The sequence below is a fragment of the Caminicella sporogenes DSM 14501 genome, assembly GCF_900142285.1.
GTDB lineage: Bacteria > Bacillota > Clostridia > Peptostreptococcales > Caminicellaceae > Caminicella > Caminicella sporogenes.
Window position 1 is genome coordinate 74,875 of the sequence record NZ_FRAJ01000011.1, and the last position, 19,752, is coordinate 94,626.

Here is a 19,752-nt window from a genome sequence, read left to right on the forward strand (position 1 = left end):
CTGTATATGAATGAATTTAAAGTAGTTTCAGATTATAAACCTACTGGTGATCAGCCAAAGGCAATTGAAGAATTAAGTAAGGGAATAAGAGAAGGAATAAAACATCAAACTTTACTTGGCGTTACTGGTTCTGGAAAAACTTTTACTGTTGCAAATATAATAGAAAAGGTTCAAAAACCAACTCTTGTAATAGCTCATAATAAAACTTTGGCTGCTCAGTTGTGCAGTGAGTTTAAAGAGTTTTTTCCAAATAATGCAGTTGAGTTTTTTGTAAGTTATTATGATTATTATCAGCCTGAAGCTTATGTAGTTCAAAGTGATATGTATATAGAAAAAGATGCATCTATTAATGAAGAAATAGACAAACTAAGACATTCAGCTACAGCAGCATTATTTGAAAGAAAAGATGTGATAATAGTTGCAAGTGTTTCATGTATATACGGTCTTGGTGACCCTATTGATTATAAAAATATGGTACTTTCTTTAAGACCCGGAATGATAAAGAGTAGAGAAGAAATATTAGAAAAGCTTGTAGAGATACAGTATGTGAGAAATGATGTAAGCTTTACTCGTGGTACTTTTAGAGTAAGAGGAGATATTATAGAAATTTTTCCGGCTTCATCTTCTGAAAATGCTGTAAGAATAGAGCTCTTTGGAGATGAAGTAGATAGAATAACAGAAGTAAATGCACTTACAGGGCAAATTATAGGCGTAAGAAATCATGTTGCAATTTTTCCTGCTTCTCATTATGTAACTGAAAGAGAAAAATTGGAAATGGCTATTAAAGACATAGAAAAGGAGCTTGAGGAAAGAGTTAAAGAATTTAAGGAGCAAGGTAAATTAATTGAAGCACAGAGAATATATCAGAGAACAAAGTACGATATAGAAATGTTGAGAGAAGTAGGATTTTGTCAAGGTATAGAAAATTATTCAAGACATATTTCAAGGAGAAAACCGGGAAGCAGACCATTTACATTAATAGATTATTTTCCGGATGATTTTCTTTTAGTAATAGATGAATCGCATGTTACTATTCCACAGATTAGAGCTATGTATGGTGGAGACCGTTCTAGAAAGGAAAATTTAGTTGAATATGGATTTAGATTGCCTTCAGCATATGATAATAGACCTTTGAATTTTGAAGAATTTGAAAGTCTTATAAATCAGGTTATTTATGTAAGTGCCACTCCCGGACCTTATGAGAGGGAAAAAAGTCAAAAAATAGTTGAACAGATAATAAGACCTACAGGGCTTCTTGACCCGGAAATAGATGTAAGACCTGTAGAAGGGCAGATAGATGATTTATTAGGAGAGATAAATAAGAGAGTAGAAAAAAATCAAAGAGTGTTAGTAACGACACTTACAAAGAAAATGGCAGAAGATTTAACTGACTATTTAAGAGAAGTAGGTGTTAAAGTAAGATATATGCATTCAGATATAGATACTTTAGAGAGAATGGAAATTATTAGAGATTTAAGACTTGGTAGATTTGATGTATTAGTGGGTATAAATCTTCTCAGGGAAGGATTAGACATTCCAGAAGTTTCATTAGTAGCTATACTTGATGCTGATAAAGAAGGTTTTCTTCGTTCTGAAACTTCTCTGATACAGACTATAGGTAGAGCTGCTAGAAATATAGAAGGCAAAGTAATAATGTATGCTGATACGATAACAAAATCAATGAAATGTGCTATTGATGAAACAAATAGAAGGAGAAGATTGCAATCAGAATATAATAAAAAGCATGGTATTGTTCCAAAGGGTATAAAGAAGGGAATTAGAGATGTTATTGAGGCTACAAAGGTTGCTGAGGAAGATGTAAAATATGGAGTGGATATGTTTGAAAATTTAGATAGAGATGATATGTTGGAAATTATTGATAATCTGGAAAAAGAGATGTATGAAGCTGCGGCAAACCTTCAATTTGAAAGGGCAGCTGAACTTAGGGACAAAATAGCTAAGCTTAAAGAAAAATTATCTTAGGTTAAGGTTTTTATATTAGTTAAGGGTTAGAATTTAAGAGTTGAGAGTTTAAAAAGCCTAGAGGAATCTTTCTAAAACTTTAAACTTGTAGCTTACAACTTGGAACTTATAATGATGAGGTGAAATAATGTCTAAGAAGTATATATATATAAGAGGAGCTAAGGAACATAATCTTAAAAATATAGATGTAAAGATACCAAGAGATAAGTTTGTTGTTATAACGGGATTGAGTGGTTCAGGAAAGTCATCGCTGGCATTTGATACAATATATGCTGAAGGACAGAGAAGATATGTTGAAAGTCTTTCAGCTTATGCTCGTCAATTTTTAGGACAGATGGAAAAGCCAAATGTAGAGTATATAGAAGGATTATCTCCTGCAATTTCTATAGACCAAAAGACTACTAGTAAAAATCCCCGTTCAACAGTGGGAACTGTTACTGAAATTTACGATTATTTAAGACTTTTATTTGCAAGAATAGGTATTCCGCACTGTCCTGTTTGTGGTGTTGAAATTACCCAGCAGACAGTAGACCAGATAGTAGATAAGGTTATGCAGCTCGAAGAAAGAACAAAAATACAGATTTTATCACCAATAATTAGAGGTAAAAAAGGAGAGCATAAAAGAGAACTTGAAAGAATAAAAAAAGATGGATTTGTAAGGGTTAGAATAGATGGTGAAATTAGAGAAATATTTGAAGATATAAAACTTGAGAAAAATAAAAAGCATACTATAGAAGTAGTTGTCGACAGATTGATAATTAGAGAGGGGATAGAAAAAAGACTTACTGATTCTATTGAAACTGCTTTAAAATTATCTGATGGATTAGTTATAATTAATGTCATAGGTGAAAGAGATTTATTATTTAATACGAAATTTTCCTGTCCGGAACACGGCATAGGAATTGAAGAACTTGAACCGAGAATGTTTTCATTTAACAGTCCTTATGGAGCTTGTCCAGACTGTAAAGGTATAGGATATTTATTAAAGGTTGACCCTGAGCTTATCATACCAAATAAAAATTTGACAATTAGAGAAGGAGCAATAGCTCCTATAGCTAATAGTGGAGAAGGAACTTATTATCATCAAATGATATTGTCATTAGTAAAGCTACACGGAGTAGATTTAGATACGCCTGTGAAGGATTTGCCAAGGGATTTTATAACAGAACTTTTATATGGTACGGGAGATAGAAGTATTGAATTTACTTATGAAAGCAGATATGGTTTTAGAAAATATAAAGCGCCGTTTGAAGGAATAGTAAATAACCTTGAAAGAAGATACAGAGAAACAAATTCAGATTATATTAGGGATAAGATAGAAGAATATATGAGTTTAAATGCATGTGAAACTTGTAAGGGGACAAGATTAAATAAAGTGTCTTTATCTGTAACTGTAGGAGAGAAAAATATAGCAGAAGTAACAGATTTATCAGTGAAAAAGGCTTTAGAGTTTTTTAATAATCTAAAACTTGATAAAAAACGAGAAATAATTGCTGAGCAAATTCTTAAGGAAATAAAGGGAAGATTAAAATTTTTAGAAAATGTAGGTTTGGATTATTTGACTTTATCTCGTTCAGCTGGAACTTTATCAGGTGGAGAATCTCAAAGGATTAGATTAGCTACGCAGATAGGTTCAGGTTTAGTTGGAGTTTTATATATATTAGATGAACCAAGTATTGGACTTCATCAGAGAGATAATGAGAAACTTTTAAAAACTTTAAGAGATTTAACTGATGTTGGAAATACTTTGATAGTTGTAGAACACGATGAAGATACAATGTTAGCTGCTGACCATATAATAGATATAGGTCCGGGGGCAGGAGAGCATGGTGGACAAATAATAGCACAGGGAACTGTAGAAGATATAATGGAAAATGAAAATTCAATAACAGGACAGTATTTAAGTGGAAAGAAAAAAATTGAAATACCAGAGAAGAGAAGAAAGCCAAATGGCAAATTTATAAAAGTTATAGGGGCTAGTGAAAATAATTTAAAAGAGATAAATGTAAAATTTCCATTAGGAGTTTTTACATGTGTTACAGGCGTTTCAGGTTCAGGAAAAAGTACTCTTGTAAATGAAATATTGTATAAAAAAGCTGCTATGGAGCTGCATAAATCTAAGAAGAAGCCTGGAAAGCATATAGATATAAAAGGACTTGAATATATAGACAAGGTAATAGATATTGACCAATCGCCTATAGGGAGAACTCCGCGGTCTAATCCTGCTACTTATACTGGAGTATTTGACTATATAAGGGATTTATTTGCACAAGTGCCTGAAGCTAAAATGAGAGGATATAAAAAAGGCAGATTCAGTTTTAATGTAAAAGGTGGAAGATGTGAGGCTTGCAAAGGTGATGGCATAATAAAGATAGAAATGCATTTTCTGCCAGATGTTTACGTTCAGTGTGATGTATGTAAGGGAAAGAGGTATAATAGAGAAACGTTGGAAGTTAAATATAAAGGCAAAAACATATCAGAAGTTTTAAATATGACAGTTGAGGAAGCATTAAAGTTTTTTGAAAATATTCCTGCTATAAAGAGGAAACTTCAGACTCTTTATGACGTTGGACTTGGATATATAAGACTTGGACAGCCATCAACTCAATTATCTGGTGGAGAAGCTCAAAGGGTTAAACTGGCAACGGAGCTTAGCAAGAGAAGTACTGGGAAAACTCTTTATATATTAGATGAGCCTACGACAGGTCTTCATATTGCAGATGTGCATAGATTAATAGGAGTTTTGAACAAGCTTGTAGACAGTGGGAACACAGTTGTGGTTATAGAACATAATTTAGATGTGATAAAATCTTGTGATTATATTATTGATTTAGGGCCAGAGGGTGGAGATGGAGGAGGAATGATAGTAGCACAGGGTACTCCTGAAGAAGTAGCAAAGGTTAAGACTTCTTATACTGGATTTTTTTTAAAAAAGATATTTTCAAAAGAATAGTCATCTGAATAGTCAGATGACTATTCTTTTGACTTTAAGACTTTAAGAGTTTAGTTTTACTGTGAAATTCATTTTGAAGTTCATGAAGTCTTTTTGTACCTTCTATGCGTTTTTGTCTCATTTCTTCTTGTATCTGTCTAGTTTCATCAATTCCCTGCATGATAGTTTCCCATGTCTTTTCTAGAGTTTCCAATTGAATAGCTCCACCAGAAGACAATTTGGATATGAGTTTTGACTGCAAAGCAGTATTTTGTGCATTTCGCAATAAGAGTTCATTAGTTTTTTCATCAAGTGCGGCCATAGCTTTAGCTTGTATAGATTGTCTTTTTAAAGTTATGGCTTGAGTTAATGACTGTTTAAATATAGGTATAGTTACAATAAAAGCAGAGTTTATTTTTCTAATTAGATTGTAATTTCCCTTTTGAATTAATTTTATTTGTGGCATAGTTTGAAGTGCAACATTTTTTGCAAGTTCTAAATCGTATATTCTCTGTTCGAGCATTTCAATGAGCTGGTATCCATTTGACAAATTTATTTGGTCTATTTGTTCATTTGATTGACTGGCTCTACGTTCAAGTTCAGGGATAAATTTAGTTTTTAATTCATTTAAAACGAGATTACCGGCTTGGATGTATTTTTCAAGCATTTCATAATATTCCATATTTTTTTCAAACATTTCATTTAGCATATTGTTTGTTTCTTTTATTTCAGCTTCATACTGTTTAAGTTGCACATAGATTTTATCTATTTCACTGCCCATAGTGTGGTATTTTTTAAAAAGATGGTCTATAGAATTTTTTGTCTTTTTTAAGAGCTTTTGAAAAAAACTTGGTTTCTTTTCTTCAAAGTCTTTAATATCGAATTTTTCCATAATTTTGTTGAGTTGGGTAATTAGAGCACCAGAATCTTCTACGGAAGAAGTTTCAATTGCATGGAGTATTTCATCGGCAAATTTAGAAATTTCTTGTGCTGTCTGCTGTCCAAAGTTCATTATTGATTCAGCATTGTTAATGTCTATTTGTTTTGATATTGCTATGACTTCAGGTGAATTTTGTACTTTAGTTGCAATTTCATTTGTTACTTTTTCAAGACTTAAAGATTCTTCCTGCTGATTATTGTTGATAGTATCATTTAAGTTATTATTCATATGTATTTCCTCCCATCAGTATTGATTAATTTTTTAAATTTACAGACCAAATAAGTCAGCAAAAAAGGATTTTCTCTTGTTTTTATTTAAATTATTAAAATCTGGTAGTGATAAATCAAAAGCAATAGATTCAAGTTTATGAATGTCATAGTATTTTTCGGATAATCTCTGTTCTATGTTATTGTATCCAGTAGGTGTAAATATCAAAATATCAAATCCCATTAAATACAAAAATCCAATTATAATTGAGTCTTCAAGGCTAAATATATTTTCATTATTGTCATATATAATGAGTTTAGGTATTTTAAAAGGATAGTCAAATAGCTGTATCAAATTTAGATATCTTTTATCCATATTTAAAATAGTTAATAAAATTATTTGTTTAAATTCAAAATCAATTGTTTTATTAAAAATAGGTAGTTTAAATAAATCATTTATTTTATTGATTATAGTATTTTGAAGTGGAGTTTTCAAATATGAAAACTTGTATAAACTGCTTTCAAATAAACGATTTTTATCTACTGAACCATCTTTATTGAATAGACTTTTAGAAAAATATAAATCTGAACCCGAATAAAGTTTATTAGTAAATGGAATAGAAGGTATAAACAAAGTGTTTTCTGAATTTTTGAAATTTACAAATTCGTTCCAATATGTTTGAATATCTTTATAAACTCCACTTATTTTAGCAAATAAATTTGGAATATATACAGTGTTGTTTTCTATTTTAAATCCACTTCGTAATCTTGCTTCTTCATTCCAAAGAATTTTCAATTCATCATAAGTTGTTTTTAAGGTTACAGGCTGAATATAATACGTTTCAAACTGCCACGGTTTATAAAGTCCATCTTGTTCACTGTATATAATATTTGAAATTTCTCTAGATGCTTTAAAAGCTTCAGTTTCGTATCTTATGAGTATTTCACTTTTTGGAAATTCTTTTAGTGCCGATTTTTTAGGCAGTTCAATGATTTTTGAATGTTTATTATCTTTATCGATTAAAGGAAAATTACTATCAGAAAAAGAGTTTATATATAAAATATCACATCCTAACTTCGACATTAGTATTAAAAAGTATACTTCATGGCTTTTTATTTCACCATAATAGAGAATTTTAGGATTATAAATATCAATTTGTTCTCTATTTGAGTAATTAAAATTATCGAATAGTGTTAAAGCGTATTCATAAATCCAGCCTAACAATTTGAGACTGAAGTTTTTAATTTTTGTCAAATTTATATTTTTTTCATTTTGTACATATAAATTCAATATGTATTTAAAATTTTGAATAATTGAGTTGTTGAGTATATTATCTTTCGTTTTAATAAATGCATCAGATTCTTTAAAAAGATAAACTAATACATCTATTTGAGAAGAATCAAAGTTGTCAAAATGTTTCCAAATACTATTTGTTTTGTTAATTAGTTCATTATTGGCTATAGCAGGTATTCTATCTGTAAATTTTATGTATAGATTTTCAAATTGTGATAGTTTTTTATCAAGTCTAAACAGTTCATTGTAATATTCTTCTTCTATTTCATTTATACCTATATATCTATAAAAATATATAGGTATAATAGGTATAGGATGTGAAATAAAACCACTTCTCTTATTAAGTGGAGTTGTAATATCTTCAAACAAATTATTAGATGTTTTAAGAGAAGTATTAATAATATTTTCAAAATTTATTTCTTCAGTAATTTTTAAATTTTTATTTGAAGTATTAATTATATTATTATTTTTAATTGAAAGTACATTTTCTTTTTTACTGTTTTCAGGAAATTTTTTCAAAGGTGCTGTTTTCGGCAGTCTGAAAACTTTCGAGTAAGTTTTTTTTCTGTCGATTAGGTCGAAATCTCCATCAGAATGAGAATTTATATATAATATGTCACATCCTAACAGAGATAAAAAAATTAAAAAATATATTTCATGTCTTTTAATATTTCCATAAAAAATCAATTTTGGGTTGTATATTTCAGTTTTAGAATTTGAATATTCAAAATTGTTAAATAGCTTAGGAGTATATTTATTTATCCAAGTTAGTAATTTTAGAGAAAAATTTTTTATTTTTGTAATATTAATATTTTGTTCTCTTATAATATATAAATTAAACACAGTTTTAAATGCTTCGACTACAGAGTTGTTTAATAGATTATCTTTAAATTTTGGCAGAGTATTTAAATTTATAAGAGATGTCATTATATAATCTTTTTTAGTCATGTCAAAATTTTTTATATTATTCCACATAGGAATAGTTTTATTTACTATTTCATTATTTATAGGAAGGGGTAGACCGTTTGTAATTTTCAAATATAAATTATTTAAATTTGAAAGTTTCATATCAAGATTATGTAAATCATCAAAATATTCTCTTTCGTTTTCTTTAATGCCTATATATCTATAAAAATAAAGTGGAATTGAAGGAATTGGATTTTGTATAAAGCCTTGTCTTTTGTGTAAAGGTAATAATATATCTTCTAATATATTTTTTGATTCCAATAAAATTGGATTAATAATTTTCCTGTAATTTATCAAAAATTAATGCCTCCCTTCAAAAGAGTTTAAAGGTTTTAAATTTACAGTATATTATAATTATTAGTATATCATATATATTGATAAACAGTATCAAACTTTAAGAAAAAAGAAAATATGCATATAGTATCAGTTAAAAATTAAAAAATATTAAAGTTGAAGTTAATATTTGAAATTTAGAACATGAAATTTGAAGCTGAATTATTATGTAATATGCCTGTAATAAATTTAATAAAATTTTAAGTTAAAGATGAGGTTAAAAAAGTTTTTTATAGAAGGATTTTTTTGCATATTATAGAATAAGTATGTTATATCGTTGTTGCTGTGTTGTAAAAAATAAAATTATATAGGAGGAATTGCAGTGTTTAGTTGGATCAATAATTTTGGTTTAGCAGTGGTTGTACTAATATTTATGTCATGGGTTGTTAGTAAAGCTTCCGACAAGTTAGGCGATGTACTGCATGTACTAGGAATAAAACTTAGAATTCCTACATCTGTTCGTGGAGCAACATTTGATGCTATAAGTTCATCATTTCCAGAGTTTACTACAGCTATGATAGCAGTTTTAATTTATAAAAGATTTGCTGATGTAGGTGTGCCAACAATAGCGGGTTCAGGTATCTTTAATATTTTACTTATTCCTATGGCAAGTATTTTTGCATTTAAAGGAAAAGATTTATTGCTAAAGGTGGAAAAGAAAGTAATATATAGAGATATGATTTTTTATACAATAGCTATTGGTGCACTTGCATTGTTTACTTATTTAGGAAAATATACACCTTTTACAGGTGTTGTACTTGTGGTAATATATGTTTTTTACATAAGTGTTCTCTACAGAAATACTCAAAGTTATAGAAGAGAGCTTACACAAAATGAAATAAGTAAGGAAAAAAGAGAATTAGAAGAATTTTTAGAAGAAGAAGAGGAAGAAGATGTAGAAGTAGATATGGGTTATGGTGCAATTGTACTGTGGATTGCTATAAGTATATTTTTTATTTGGATTAGTATAGATGCCATTATTCAGTCTGCGATAGTTATATCTTCAACTCTCAATATTCCTCAGTATGTAGTTTCTGTAATAATTATTGCAGCTTGTACTTCAATACCAGATACACTTTTGTCAGTTAAATCGTCAAGGATGGGTGATGCTGAAGGGGCTATTTCAAACGCTGTAGGTTCAAATATATTTGATATATGCGTATGTTTAGGATTGCCTATGATTATTGCAGGAAAAACTATACCTGCCAATTTTGGACAAAATATAGGTTCGTTTATATTTTTAATAGTTTCAATGTTTACGACAGCACTATTATTACTAAAAGAAAAAGGAGTTACTAAAAAAGATGCATATATTATGCTTGGAATTTATATCTTATTTTTAGGCTATGTTATAGGAGTTGCATTAAATTTATTTGCTTAAAGAATTAAAATGATTAAAAAGTAAGAATTTTTAAAAGGCACTGGAGATTTTAACTAACAACTTGGAATGTGGAACATGTAGTTAGGAACTATTAAAAGAAAAGAGGGGTAAAATGTTTAATTTTAGTGTTTATCAAGAGCTAACTTGTATAGCTGAAGGAAGTGGTCAATTTTATTGTAGAGTTGGAGCTATGGTAGCATATAAGGGAAATTTTACTTCAGAAAAAGTGCTTTTAGACCCAAACAGTAGAAATCAGGGATTACTTAGGTCAGTAATGAATTTGGCATCTAGAAAATTGACGGGTGAAAATATACCGCTTATGAGGGTTAGTGGTAGCGGAACGTATTATATGGCAAATAGGGCTCGTCATATAAGTGTAATAACACTAGAGCCGGGACAAAGTATAGGTGTAGAAAGTGAAAATCTCTTAGCATTTACGGAAGATTGTAAGTATGGTGTTCGTTTCATAGGTGTGGGAGTTGTATCTCAAAAGGGATTGTTTACTACTAATTTAACTGCGATAGGTAAAAATCCTCAGGTAGTTATTACGACAGAAGGCAACCCGATAGTTCTTGAAACGCCATGTGTAGTAGACCCTGATGCTGTAGTTTGTTGGACCGGACCAGACCCTCAGTTTAAATTTGATGTGAATTGGAAAACTTTTATAGGCCAGTCATCAGGAGAGTCTTATTGTTTTGAATTTACACAGCCGGGTGAAATAGTTATAATTCAACCTTCTGAGAGAATTTCAGGTTTAGATATAGGTATAGATTAATGACCATTTGAAAGGATTGAAATAAATGGCAATTAAAATTGATGTGGGAAAAAGAGATGGCTTTCCATTTAAAGAAGGTAAGTACAAAAATTCAAAAGTTACAATAGATGTAGGCATAAAAACAAGACGAAATCCAAATATAAAGTTTATAGATGGTATAAAGCCAAATATTTATGATGATGTAAAAAAACAAACAGGTTTTAATTATCAAACTGCTGTACCTAAAAAAGTTAAAAAGGAAGTTAATATTGACAAAAGTAAAGGTATAAAGTTAAGAAGTGGGCAGAAAATAAGCCTTACTCAAAAAATTCCTAATTTATCTAAGTTACTAGTTGCATTAGAATGGAATTTGAAAAATACAACTCAATATCCATTAGAACTCGATACATCAATATTTATGGTTAATTTAAATAATAAAACAGAAGAAAAGGATTTTATATTCTATAATAATTTAAAAAGCAGATGTGGAGGTGTAGTCCTTAAAGCAGACCACAGTACTGGATTATTAGAGGGATTTGATGAGATGGTACAGTTAGATTTGAATAAGATACCTTCGCATATACAAAAACTTGCATTTACTGTGACAATAGATCAGGCAGATGAAAGAAATCAAAATTTCAATTTAGTTTCAGATGGATATTTTAAAGTTATAGATGGAGAAAATAAAACTGAAATATTAACATATAGATTTGATGAGCAGTTGTCAATTGAAACTGCAATAGTTGTAGCAGAGATATATAGATATAAAGATGAATGGAAAATTAATGCAGTAGGAAGAGGTTTTAAAGGTGGATTGAAGGCATTGTGTGATAATTATGGTATAGAAACAGAGTAAACTTGTTAATTTGGTTTATTTTGTAAAAAAATAAAATAAAAAGTATTAATTTGGGAGGTAATATTATGGCTGTTAGTTTAAAAAAAGGACAAAAAGTTGATTTGACAAAGACAAATCCGGGACTTACTAAAGTAGTAGTTGGACTAGGATGGGATACAAATAAATATGATGGAGGACATGATTTCGATTTAGATGCAGCTGCATTTTTATTAGGAGAAAATGGAAAAGTATTATCAGATGAGGATTTTGTATTTTATAATAATTTGAATCATAAATCAGGAGCTGTTGTTCATCTTGGAGATAACCTTACTGGAGAAGGTGAAGGAGATGATGAACAGATAAAAATTGATTTGAGTAAAGTACCTGCTGATTATCAAAAGATTGCATTTACTGTAACAATTCATGAAGCACAGGCAAGAAATCAAAACTTTGGACAGGTATCAAATGCCTTTATTAGAATTTTTAATGAAGAAACAAATGAAGAATTAATCAGATATGATTTAAGTGAAGATTTCAGTATAGAAACTGCTATAGTAGTTGGAGAGCTGTATAGACATAATGGAGAGTGGAAATTTAGTGCAGTTGGAAGTGGTTTTGAAGGTGGTTTAGCAGCTCTTTGTAGAAACTTTGGAATAAATATATAGTCTGTTTTAAAATTTTTAGGCAATAAGAGTTAAGAACAGAGTTCTTAACTCTTATTGTTAAGCTAAAATTTTATATATTTAAATTTTAGAAGTATATAACTAAATTATATTTTATGTTTTATGAAAGGGGTTATTAAATATGACAATAGTTTTAAAAAAAGGGCAAAAAGTTGATTTGACTAAAGATAATCCGGGACTTAAAAAGGTTATAATTGGATTAGGTTGGGATACAAATAAGTATTCAGGAGGATTTGATTTTGACCTTGACGCTTCTGCATTTTTGTGTGGGGAAAATGGTAGAGTCAGAAGCGAACAGGACTTTATATTCTATAATAATTTAGAACATTCAAGTGGTTCAGTTATACATACTGGAGATAATAGAACTGGAGAAGGCGAAGGAGATGATGAGCAGATACTTATAGACTTTTCAAAAGTGCCTGAAAATGTGCATAAGATAGCTATAACAGTTACTATATATGATGCTGTTAAAAGGGGACAAAATTTCGGACAGGTATCAAATGCATTTGTAAGAGTAGTAGATGAGGAGACAGGTAGAGAAATACTACGATATGATTTAACTGAAGAATTTTCAGTTGAAACAGCTCTTGTAGTTTGTGAATTATATCGTTATAAGGGAGAATGGAGATTTAGTGCAGTTGGAAGTGGATTTCAAGGTGGATTGGCAGCTCTTTGTAAAAATTACGGTTTAGATGCTGAATCAGAATAATATTCAGATAAGATGAAAGGGGAATTATTATGAGCATTAATTTAAAAAAAGGTCAGAGAATAAGTTTGACAAAAGATAATCAAGGTTTATCAAAAATAATGGTAGGATTGGGATGGGACCCAGTTAAAAAAGGAAGCGGTGGATTATTGGGAGCTTTGTTTGGTGGGGGTGCTCCAGATATAGACTGTGATGCTTCAGTACTTATGCTAGATGCAAATGATAAGATAAAAGATAAGAATGATATAATTTACTTTGGAAATTTGACAAGTAAATGTGGAAGTGTTCGTCATATGGGAGATAATCTTACAGGAGAAGGCGAAGGAGATGACGAACAGATAATGATAGATTTAAACAAAGTTCCTGCAAATATTCAAAAACTTGTTTTTGTAGTAAATATTTATGATTGTGTAAGACGCAAACAGGATTTTGGAATGATACAAAATGCATTTATACGTATTGTAAATATGGCAAACAATCAGGAACTGGTAAGGTTCAATTTAACTGAACAATACAGTGGAAGAACAGCACTATTTGTTGGTGAAATTTATAGGCACAATAATGAATGGAAATTTGCAGCTATCGGTGAAGGAACAAATGATACTTCATTAAAGGATATAGTTCAAAGGTTTGCGTAAAGGGAGATGAGATTATTCATCTCCTATATAAATTTTAAGCAAAGAGGTTGTGAATTTATGAAACATTTTAATTTTTTAAATGAGGAGCAGAGTAAAGAAATATTTTTTAAACAGCCTGAATTTATTGATAGAGACAGCAGTAGAGAAGTAATTGCTAGAGCATTAGGAGCTACTTTGTATATGCCTGCTACAAAGCGAAAAATTGCAGAAGATATAATTAAAAAGAAACATGTTGGTTTAACTTCTATGGTTTTATGTCTTGAAGATGCAATTGGAGATAGAGAAATTGAAAAAGCAGAAAATGCTCTTTTAGAAAATTTAAAGAAAATAAAAACAGCTATTGAAAATGGAGAAGTAGAGTATCAAGATGTGCCTTTTATATTTGTAAGGGTGCGAAATTCAGAACAAATTTTAAGACTTTTTAATAAATGCGGGAGTTTATTAAAGTTGCTTACTGGATTTTGTTTTTCTAAATTTTCCTGTAAAAACGGAAAAAAATATTTTGATGAATTGAAAAAAATAAATCAAAAATTAAAAAAGACATTATATGGAATGCCTATATTAGAAACTGAAGATATAATTTATATAGAACTTAGAAGAGAAACATTATATAAAATTAATGAAATTTTACAGGAAAATAATGATTTGGTTTTAAATATAAGGATTGGTGCTACAGATTTTTCCAGTTTATTTGGAATTAGAAGAAGTTGTGATACTACTGTTTATGATATACATGTAATAAGAGACTGTATAACAGATATTATAAACTTTTTTTGTAGAGTAGATAGAGATTATGTTTTATCTGGACCTGTATGGGAGTATTTTTCAAGTGGAGATAGAATTTTAAAACCTAAGCTCAGAGTTACTCCATTTGCACAAAAGTATGGAAAAACTGGATTATTAATACGTACGAAGTTATTAAATCAATATATTGATGGACTTATTAATGAAGTGCTTTTAGATAGAGCAAATGGACTTATAGGAAAAACAGTTATTCATCCAAGTCATATTTTACCTGTAAATTCTCTATATGCTGTAAGTCATGAAGAATATATAGATGCAATAAGTATTTTAGATAATAATAATGGAGAAATAGGAGTTTTCAAAAGTAGTTACTCTAACAAGATGAATGAAGTAAAGCCTCATAAAAATTGGGCAGAGAAAATTTTGCAGAGAGCAAAGATATATGGAGTTTATAATAAGAATCAAGATTTTACTAGTTTGATAAAATAGACTACAGATTTTAATATTTTTGTTGTATTGTGAAGTCAAACATTTATTAGTTAAAATTCAATAAGTAGAAGTGTTGAAAAGGAAGGGAGGAAATTAGACTGAAATACATAGAAGAAAAAGAGTATAATCTTTTAGATAAAATAAAAGTTAAAGTAAAGATAAAAGAAAATCCCTATGATATTCCTCAAGAAAAATTATTTAAAATGGCGGCAAGAATAAATCCAAAGAGAAGTTTTTTATTTATAAGTAAAATTTTAGGTAAGCATATTCCAGTAAATCCATATATATCTTTACTTGGTGGTATGAGTCTAGCTGCAAGATATTTAGAAGAGGTATATGATATATGTTTACCTGAAATGAAAGATATAATTTATTCTTTGAAAACTGGAGAAAATGCAGAAAAAAATTATAAGAAAATAAAGAGAAATCTTTTTAAACTCCCAGAAAAAACTTTGTTCATTGGATTTGCAGAAACAGCTACTGCTTTAGGTCATTCAGTATTTGCTAGTTTTGAGGGAAATGGATATTATATACATACTACTAGAGAAATAATAGATGATTTTGATAATATTATTAAATTTGAAGAAGAACATTCCCATGCTACTTCCCATCGAGTATATCCTTTAGATTTTTCCTTTTTTAAATCTAATTGTCCTATAGTATTTGTAGATGATGAGATTACAACCGGAAAAACTATTTTAAATATAATAAAATCAATTCATAAAGATTATCCGAGAAAAAATTATTATGTAGTTACTATTTTAGATTGGCGAAGTGATGAAGATAAGAAAAGATTTAAAAGTATTGAGGATATGTTAGGGGTAAATATAAAAGTAATTTCTCTTATTTCAGGTAATATAGAGATTATTGGACAGCCTATAAAAAGTGTTGAAAGAAAAGAAGAAAACCAGATAGATAATATAGAAAAAACAGAAGTAGAATATATATATTTAGATTCTTATTTTGATGAAATTTACAGATACAATGATGAAAGTTATTTAAAATGGACCGGTAGATTTGGAATAACTCTAGATTTACAAAGAAAAATAGATAATAAAATAGAGGAAGCAGGATTATTTTTGAGAAATATTTGTAATGGTAAAAAAATTTTGTGTATGGGTACAGAAGAATTTATGTATATACCTATGATGATTTCTGCTTATATTGGTGAAGATGTTTATTATCAATCTACAACTCGAAGTCCTATATATCCATATGATGAGAGTGAATATGGAGCAAAAAATGCTTTTTCATTTGTAAGTCCAAATAATGAAAAACTTAAAAATTATTTTTACAATGCTCCATATAGATATTACGATGAGATTTTTTTATTTTTAGAGAGATATATAGAAAAAGATAAACTCAATTCTATTTTAAAGCAGTTAAAGAGATTAGGTGTTAGAAAGATTTTTGTAGTTATGTGTACTAGAAATTAGAAGGAGAGTATTGAAATGACGAGTAGTTTAAAGAAATTTTCATTAAGAGAACCTGATATTATGGGAAGTTATTCAAAAAATGATGTAATCTTTCTTTTAAAAGATATAAGTGATATGATAGAAGAAAAAGATAATGACGAGAGAGAAAAGGCAATACAATCTGGAGTTCATTATTCAGAAATGCTGCCTATTGAATATAGACCTTCTGAAGAATATATAAAACTTTTTTATGAATCTTTAAAAAAATATGATAAAAAGATTGCTACAGCTGTTGGAGTAGTTGGAGAGTTGATTTTAAAAAAAAGGGGAAAGGATATAGTTTTAGCTTCATTAGCTAGAGCGGGAACGCCTATTGGAATTTTAATAAAGAGGTATATAAAGTATAAATATAAATTAGATTTACCTCATTACAGTATTTCTATAATTAGAGGAAAGGGAATAGATGAAAGTGCAATAAAATATATTCTTTTAAATCATCCAGGTAAAGAAATACAATTTATAGATGGATGGACAGGCAAAGGAGCTATTACAAAGGTTCTTCAAATGGCTTGTAAAGATTTTAAAAAGAAGTGGACAGTTGAATTAAATGATGATTTAGCTGTTTTAGCAGACCCGGGATATTGTGTGAGTACTTTTGGAACAAGAGAAGATTTTTTAATCCCTAGTGCATGTTTAAACTCAACAGTTTCAGGTCTTGTGAGTAGAACAGTTCATAGAGAGGATTTAATTAAAGAAGATGATTTTCATGGTGCCAAATTTTATAAAGAATTAATAGATGAAGATTTGTCAAATTTTTATGTAGATACTATTTCATCTAAATTTAAATATGTTTTAAAAGATATTGAAGAAAATTTAAAAGAAATATTAAATAAAGATAGTACTCCAACTTGGTTGGGGCTTAAAGATGTCGAAAAAATACAGAGAGATTTTAATATAGAAAATATAAATTTTGTAAAGCCCGGAATTGGAGAAACTACGAGAGTTCTTTTGAGGAGAATTCCGTGGAAAATACTTATAAGAAAAGACAGTAAAAATTTAGAGCATATTTTGCTTTTGGCAAAAGAAAGGAACGTACCTGTTGAAGTCTATCCTTTAAAGGCTTATAATTGCTGTGGCATAATAAAAAATTTGAGGAGAGAATAGAATGATATTTGCAAGTGATTTAGATAGAACGTTGATTTATTCGGAAAAATTTATAGTAGGATTTGCTGAAAAATCAATAAAAATAAGGCCAGTAGAATATAAAGAAGGTAAAATTATATCTTATATGAGTGAAAAAGTTATAAGTAAATTAAAAAGTATAAGTGAAAATGTACTTTTTATTCCAGTTACTACTAGGACTATTGAACAATATGAAAGAATAGATGTTTTTAAGAATTTAATTAAGCCCCAATATGCCATAGTAACTAATGGTGGTAATATATTAAAAGATGGCAGATTAGATGTAAATTGGAACAAAAAGATTAAAAATAAAATAAAACATGAATGTTTGAGTATTGATGAGGTTATAAATAAATTTAAAGAGATTGCATCTGATAGATGGATTTTGAAATCAAGAAAAGCAGACGATTTATTTTTGTATTATATTATTGATAGAGAAAAGATGGCTATGAATGAATTAAATGATTTTGTAAAGTGGTTAAGAAATAAAAATTGGAGAAGTGTATTGCATGGACGAAAGCTTTATTTTATACCAAATTGTGTAAATAAAAGAGAATCTCTTTCTTATATATCAGAAAAGGAGGGAAGAGAGATTATTATCGCAGCTGGAGATTCTATATTAGATTTAGATATGGCAGAAATAGCAGATTATTTTATTTCGCCAAGACATGGAGAACTTTATAATACTTATAGAGAAAAAGTAAAGCATGAATTTATTTTTACTGAAAATATAGGTTTTGTGGCTTCACATGAAATAGTTGAAAAAGTGATGCAAAATTTATTAGCTGGAGCGAAGATTTAAAATCTCTACTCCAGCTATTTACTTCTTCTAGTATCTTTAGGAATTAAAAATTTAGGTCGTTTTTTTGAAAGGGTAATATCACTTAGAAAATAATTTTTGAAATCTTTAAAGTTAAATGGAGTAAAAGGAGAACAATATGGTATACCAAAAGATGTTTGAGATATTATATTAATGACTATGCATGTTAATCCTAGCGTAAATCCCAATAGTCCAAAAATGCCGGTTATGAAAAGTAAAAAGAATTTTATTATTCTTATAGGGCTCATAATGGTGTAGTCTGGGGCAACAAATGAACACATAGTTGATAGAGCTATGACAATAACTAAAAGAGGGCTTACAAGTCCAGCACCTACAGCAGCTTGGCCAATAACTATAGTTCCAACTATACCTATTGCAGGACCTATTTGTTTAGGTAAAATTATACTTGCTTCTCTTAACAGTTCAGATATAATTTCCATTACTAAGGCTTCAAGAAAAGAGTTAAATGGAACAGTTTCTCTAAATGATGCCAGCATTAGTATATATTTTGGAGGTAATATGTCTGGATGAAAACTTACAAGTGCGATATAAAGTGATGAAGATGTTAGAGCAATAAGTAATGCAATAATTCTTAGAAATTTTGCAAATATAGCCAGATATAAATTACCATAATAATCATCTGCACTATCTAAAAATTCAATAAAAATTTTTGGAACTATAAGAGCTAAGTTGCTGCCTTCTACGATAATACAAATTTTTCCTTCAAGTATGTTAGTACAAGCCGAATCTGACCTTTCAGCTATTCCAGCTTGTGGAAATAGATCGAATGCATTATTGCGGATAAATTTATGGATATAACCTGATTCTAAAATTCCATCTACATTAATTTTAGTTATTCTACTTCTTATTTCATTTACGTATTTGGGATTTGCAACATCATCTAAATAAATCATTGCAACACTAGTTTTCGTTCTCTTTCCTAAAGTAAAGTGTTCAATTTTTAATGAAGGGTCTTTTATTCTGTAGCGTATTAGAGATAAATTTGAATCAAAATTTTCAGTAAAAGAATCTCTGGGAGCTTTCAGGGGACTTTCAAGTTCGGGAGTAGATGTTGTTCTTTTTTCAATTTTTGTAGTATTTGCTACAATGTATTTTTTTTCTCCAGTTATGAAAATAACTGAATAACCTTTTAAGATATAATACATAATTTTATTTTCGTCTTGATCTATAAAAATATCTTCACAGTAAATTAAAGAGTTTGACATTTTTTCTATGTTTAATTTTGTTTTTTCATTATGATTTATCAAAGGTTTAATTATATCATTAGATATTTTATTTTTATCAGTTATTTGAGGTATAAAAAGAATGTATATATCTTTTTTATTAATTATTAATCTTCTAATAGTAATACCTAGATGAGGATTGTTAAACTCTTTGATTTTATTTGCAAATTTTTTGTAGAGATTAATTTTTTCTTGATTTTTTTTCAT

General features: G+C 28.9%; 15 protein-coding genes. 12 read left to right on the top strand and 3 right to left on the bottom strand.

Annotated elements, in window-relative coordinates; translation table 11 throughout:
• Positions 1 to 6: 6 nt before the first annotated feature.
• Positions 7 to 1,983 (top strand): excinuclease ABC subunit UvrB, encoded by a 1,977-nt coding sequence (gene uvrB / locus BUA90_RS07525; RefSeq protein ID WP_072967214.1) that lies wholly within the window; start codon positions 7 to 9, stop codon positions 1,981 to 1,983.
• A gap of 127 nt (positions 1,984 to 2,110) precedes the next feature.
• A complete protein-coding gene (uvrA, locus tag BUA90_RS07530; protein WP_072967216.1) occupies positions 2,111 to 4,936 on the top strand; it encodes an excinuclease ABC subunit UvrA in 2,826 nt (941 codons plus the stop codon).
• Between the two features lie 34 nt (positions 4,937 to 4,970).
• Here uvrA and BUA90_RS07535 read toward each other — a convergent pair whose 3' ends face one another.
• Together BUA90_RS07535 and BUA90_RS07540 are read right to left on the bottom strand one after the other, a co-directional pair.
• Complete coding sequence (locus tag BUA90_RS07535) at positions 4,971 to 6,083, bottom strand: toxic anion resistance protein (protein ID WP_072967218.1); 1,113 nt, start codon at positions 6,081 to 6,083, stop codon at positions 4,971 to 4,973.
• A 39-nt stretch (positions 6,084 to 6,122) separates the two neighbouring features.
• Positions 6,123 to 8,618 carry a YceG family protein gene (locus BUA90_RS07540; RefSeq protein ID WP_072967220.1) on the bottom strand — a complete coding sequence of 832 codons (2,496 nt, stop codon included), beginning with the start codon at positions 8,616 to 8,618 and terminating at the stop codon, positions 6,123 to 6,125.
• Between the two features lie 358 nt (positions 8,619 to 8,976).
• On the opposite strand from BUA90_RS07540, the gene BUA90_RS07545 reads away from it, so the two are divergent.
• The 10 genes from BUA90_RS07545 (at position 8,977) to BUA90_RS07590 (ending at position 18,283) form a co-directional block, all read left to right on the top strand.
• Positions 8,977 to 10,035 (top strand): sodium:calcium antiporter, encoded by a 1,059-nt coding sequence (locus tag BUA90_RS07545; protein WP_072967222.1) that lies wholly within the window; start codon positions 8,977 to 8,979, stop codon positions 10,033 to 10,035.
• A 112-nt stretch (positions 10,036 to 10,147) separates the two neighbouring features.
• Positions 10,148 to 10,810 carry an AIM24 family protein gene (locus BUA90_RS07550; RefSeq protein ID WP_072967225.1) on the top strand — a complete coding sequence of 221 codons (663 nt, stop codon included), beginning with the start codon at positions 10,148 to 10,150 and terminating at the stop codon, positions 10,808 to 10,810.
• A gap of 25 nt (positions 10,811 to 10,835) precedes the next feature.
• Positions 10,836 to 11,645 carry a TerD family protein gene (locus tag BUA90_RS07555; protein ID WP_094756796.1) on the top strand — a complete coding sequence of 270 codons (810 nt, stop codon included), beginning with the start codon at positions 10,836 to 10,838 and terminating at the stop codon, positions 11,643 to 11,645.
• Positions 11,646 to 11,710: 65 nt separating this feature from the next.
• Positions 11,711 to 12,289, top strand: coding sequence for a TerD family protein (locus BUA90_RS07560; protein WP_072967227.1), 579 nt, complete (start codon positions 11,711 to 11,713; stop codon positions 12,287 to 12,289).
• A 139-nt stretch (positions 12,290 to 12,428) separates the two neighbouring features.
• Positions 12,429 to 13,016 (top strand): TerD family protein, encoded by a 588-nt coding sequence (locus BUA90_RS07565; RefSeq protein WP_072967229.1) that lies wholly within the window; start codon positions 12,429 to 12,431, stop codon positions 13,014 to 13,016.
• Between the two features lie 29 nt (positions 13,017 to 13,045).
• The gene (locus BUA90_RS07570; RefSeq protein ID WP_072967231.1) at positions 13,046 to 13,651 is read left to right on the top strand and encodes a TerD family protein; all 606 of its coding nucleotides are present in this window, start codon (positions 13,046 to 13,048) and stop codon (positions 13,649 to 13,651) included.
• Positions 13,652 to 13,708: 57 nt separating this feature from the next.
• Positions 13,709 to 14,884: an HpcH/HpaI aldolase/citrate lyase family protein gene (locus tag BUA90_RS07575; RefSeq protein WP_072967233.1), complete on the top strand. Its 1,176-nt coding sequence runs from the start codon at positions 13,709 to 13,711 to the stop codon at positions 14,882 to 14,884.
• A gap of 203 nt (positions 14,885 to 15,087) precedes the next feature.
• Complete coding sequence (locus BUA90_RS07580; RefSeq protein WP_094756797.1) at positions 15,088 to 16,320, top strand: phosphoribosyltransferase family protein; 1,233 nt, start codon at positions 15,088 to 15,090, stop codon at positions 16,318 to 16,320.
• Positions 16,321 to 16,335: 15 nt separating this feature from the next.
• Complete coding sequence (locus BUA90_RS07585) at positions 16,336 to 17,463, top strand: cysteine protease StiP family protein (protein ID WP_094756798.1); 1,128 nt, start codon at positions 16,336 to 16,338, stop codon at positions 17,461 to 17,463.
• Between the two features lies 1 nt (position 17,464).
• Complete coding sequence (locus BUA90_RS07590; RefSeq protein WP_072967237.1) at positions 17,465 to 18,283, top strand: HAD family hydrolase; 819 nt, start codon at positions 17,465 to 17,467, stop codon at positions 18,281 to 18,283.
• Positions 18,284 to 18,297: 14 nt separating this feature from the next.
• Here the strand turns inward: BUA90_RS07590 and BUA90_RS07595 are convergent, their stop codons facing one another.
• Entirely contained in the window at positions 18,298 to 19,752 is a 1,455-nt protein-coding gene (locus tag BUA90_RS07595) for a spore germination protein (RefSeq protein ID WP_072967239.1), read from the bottom strand.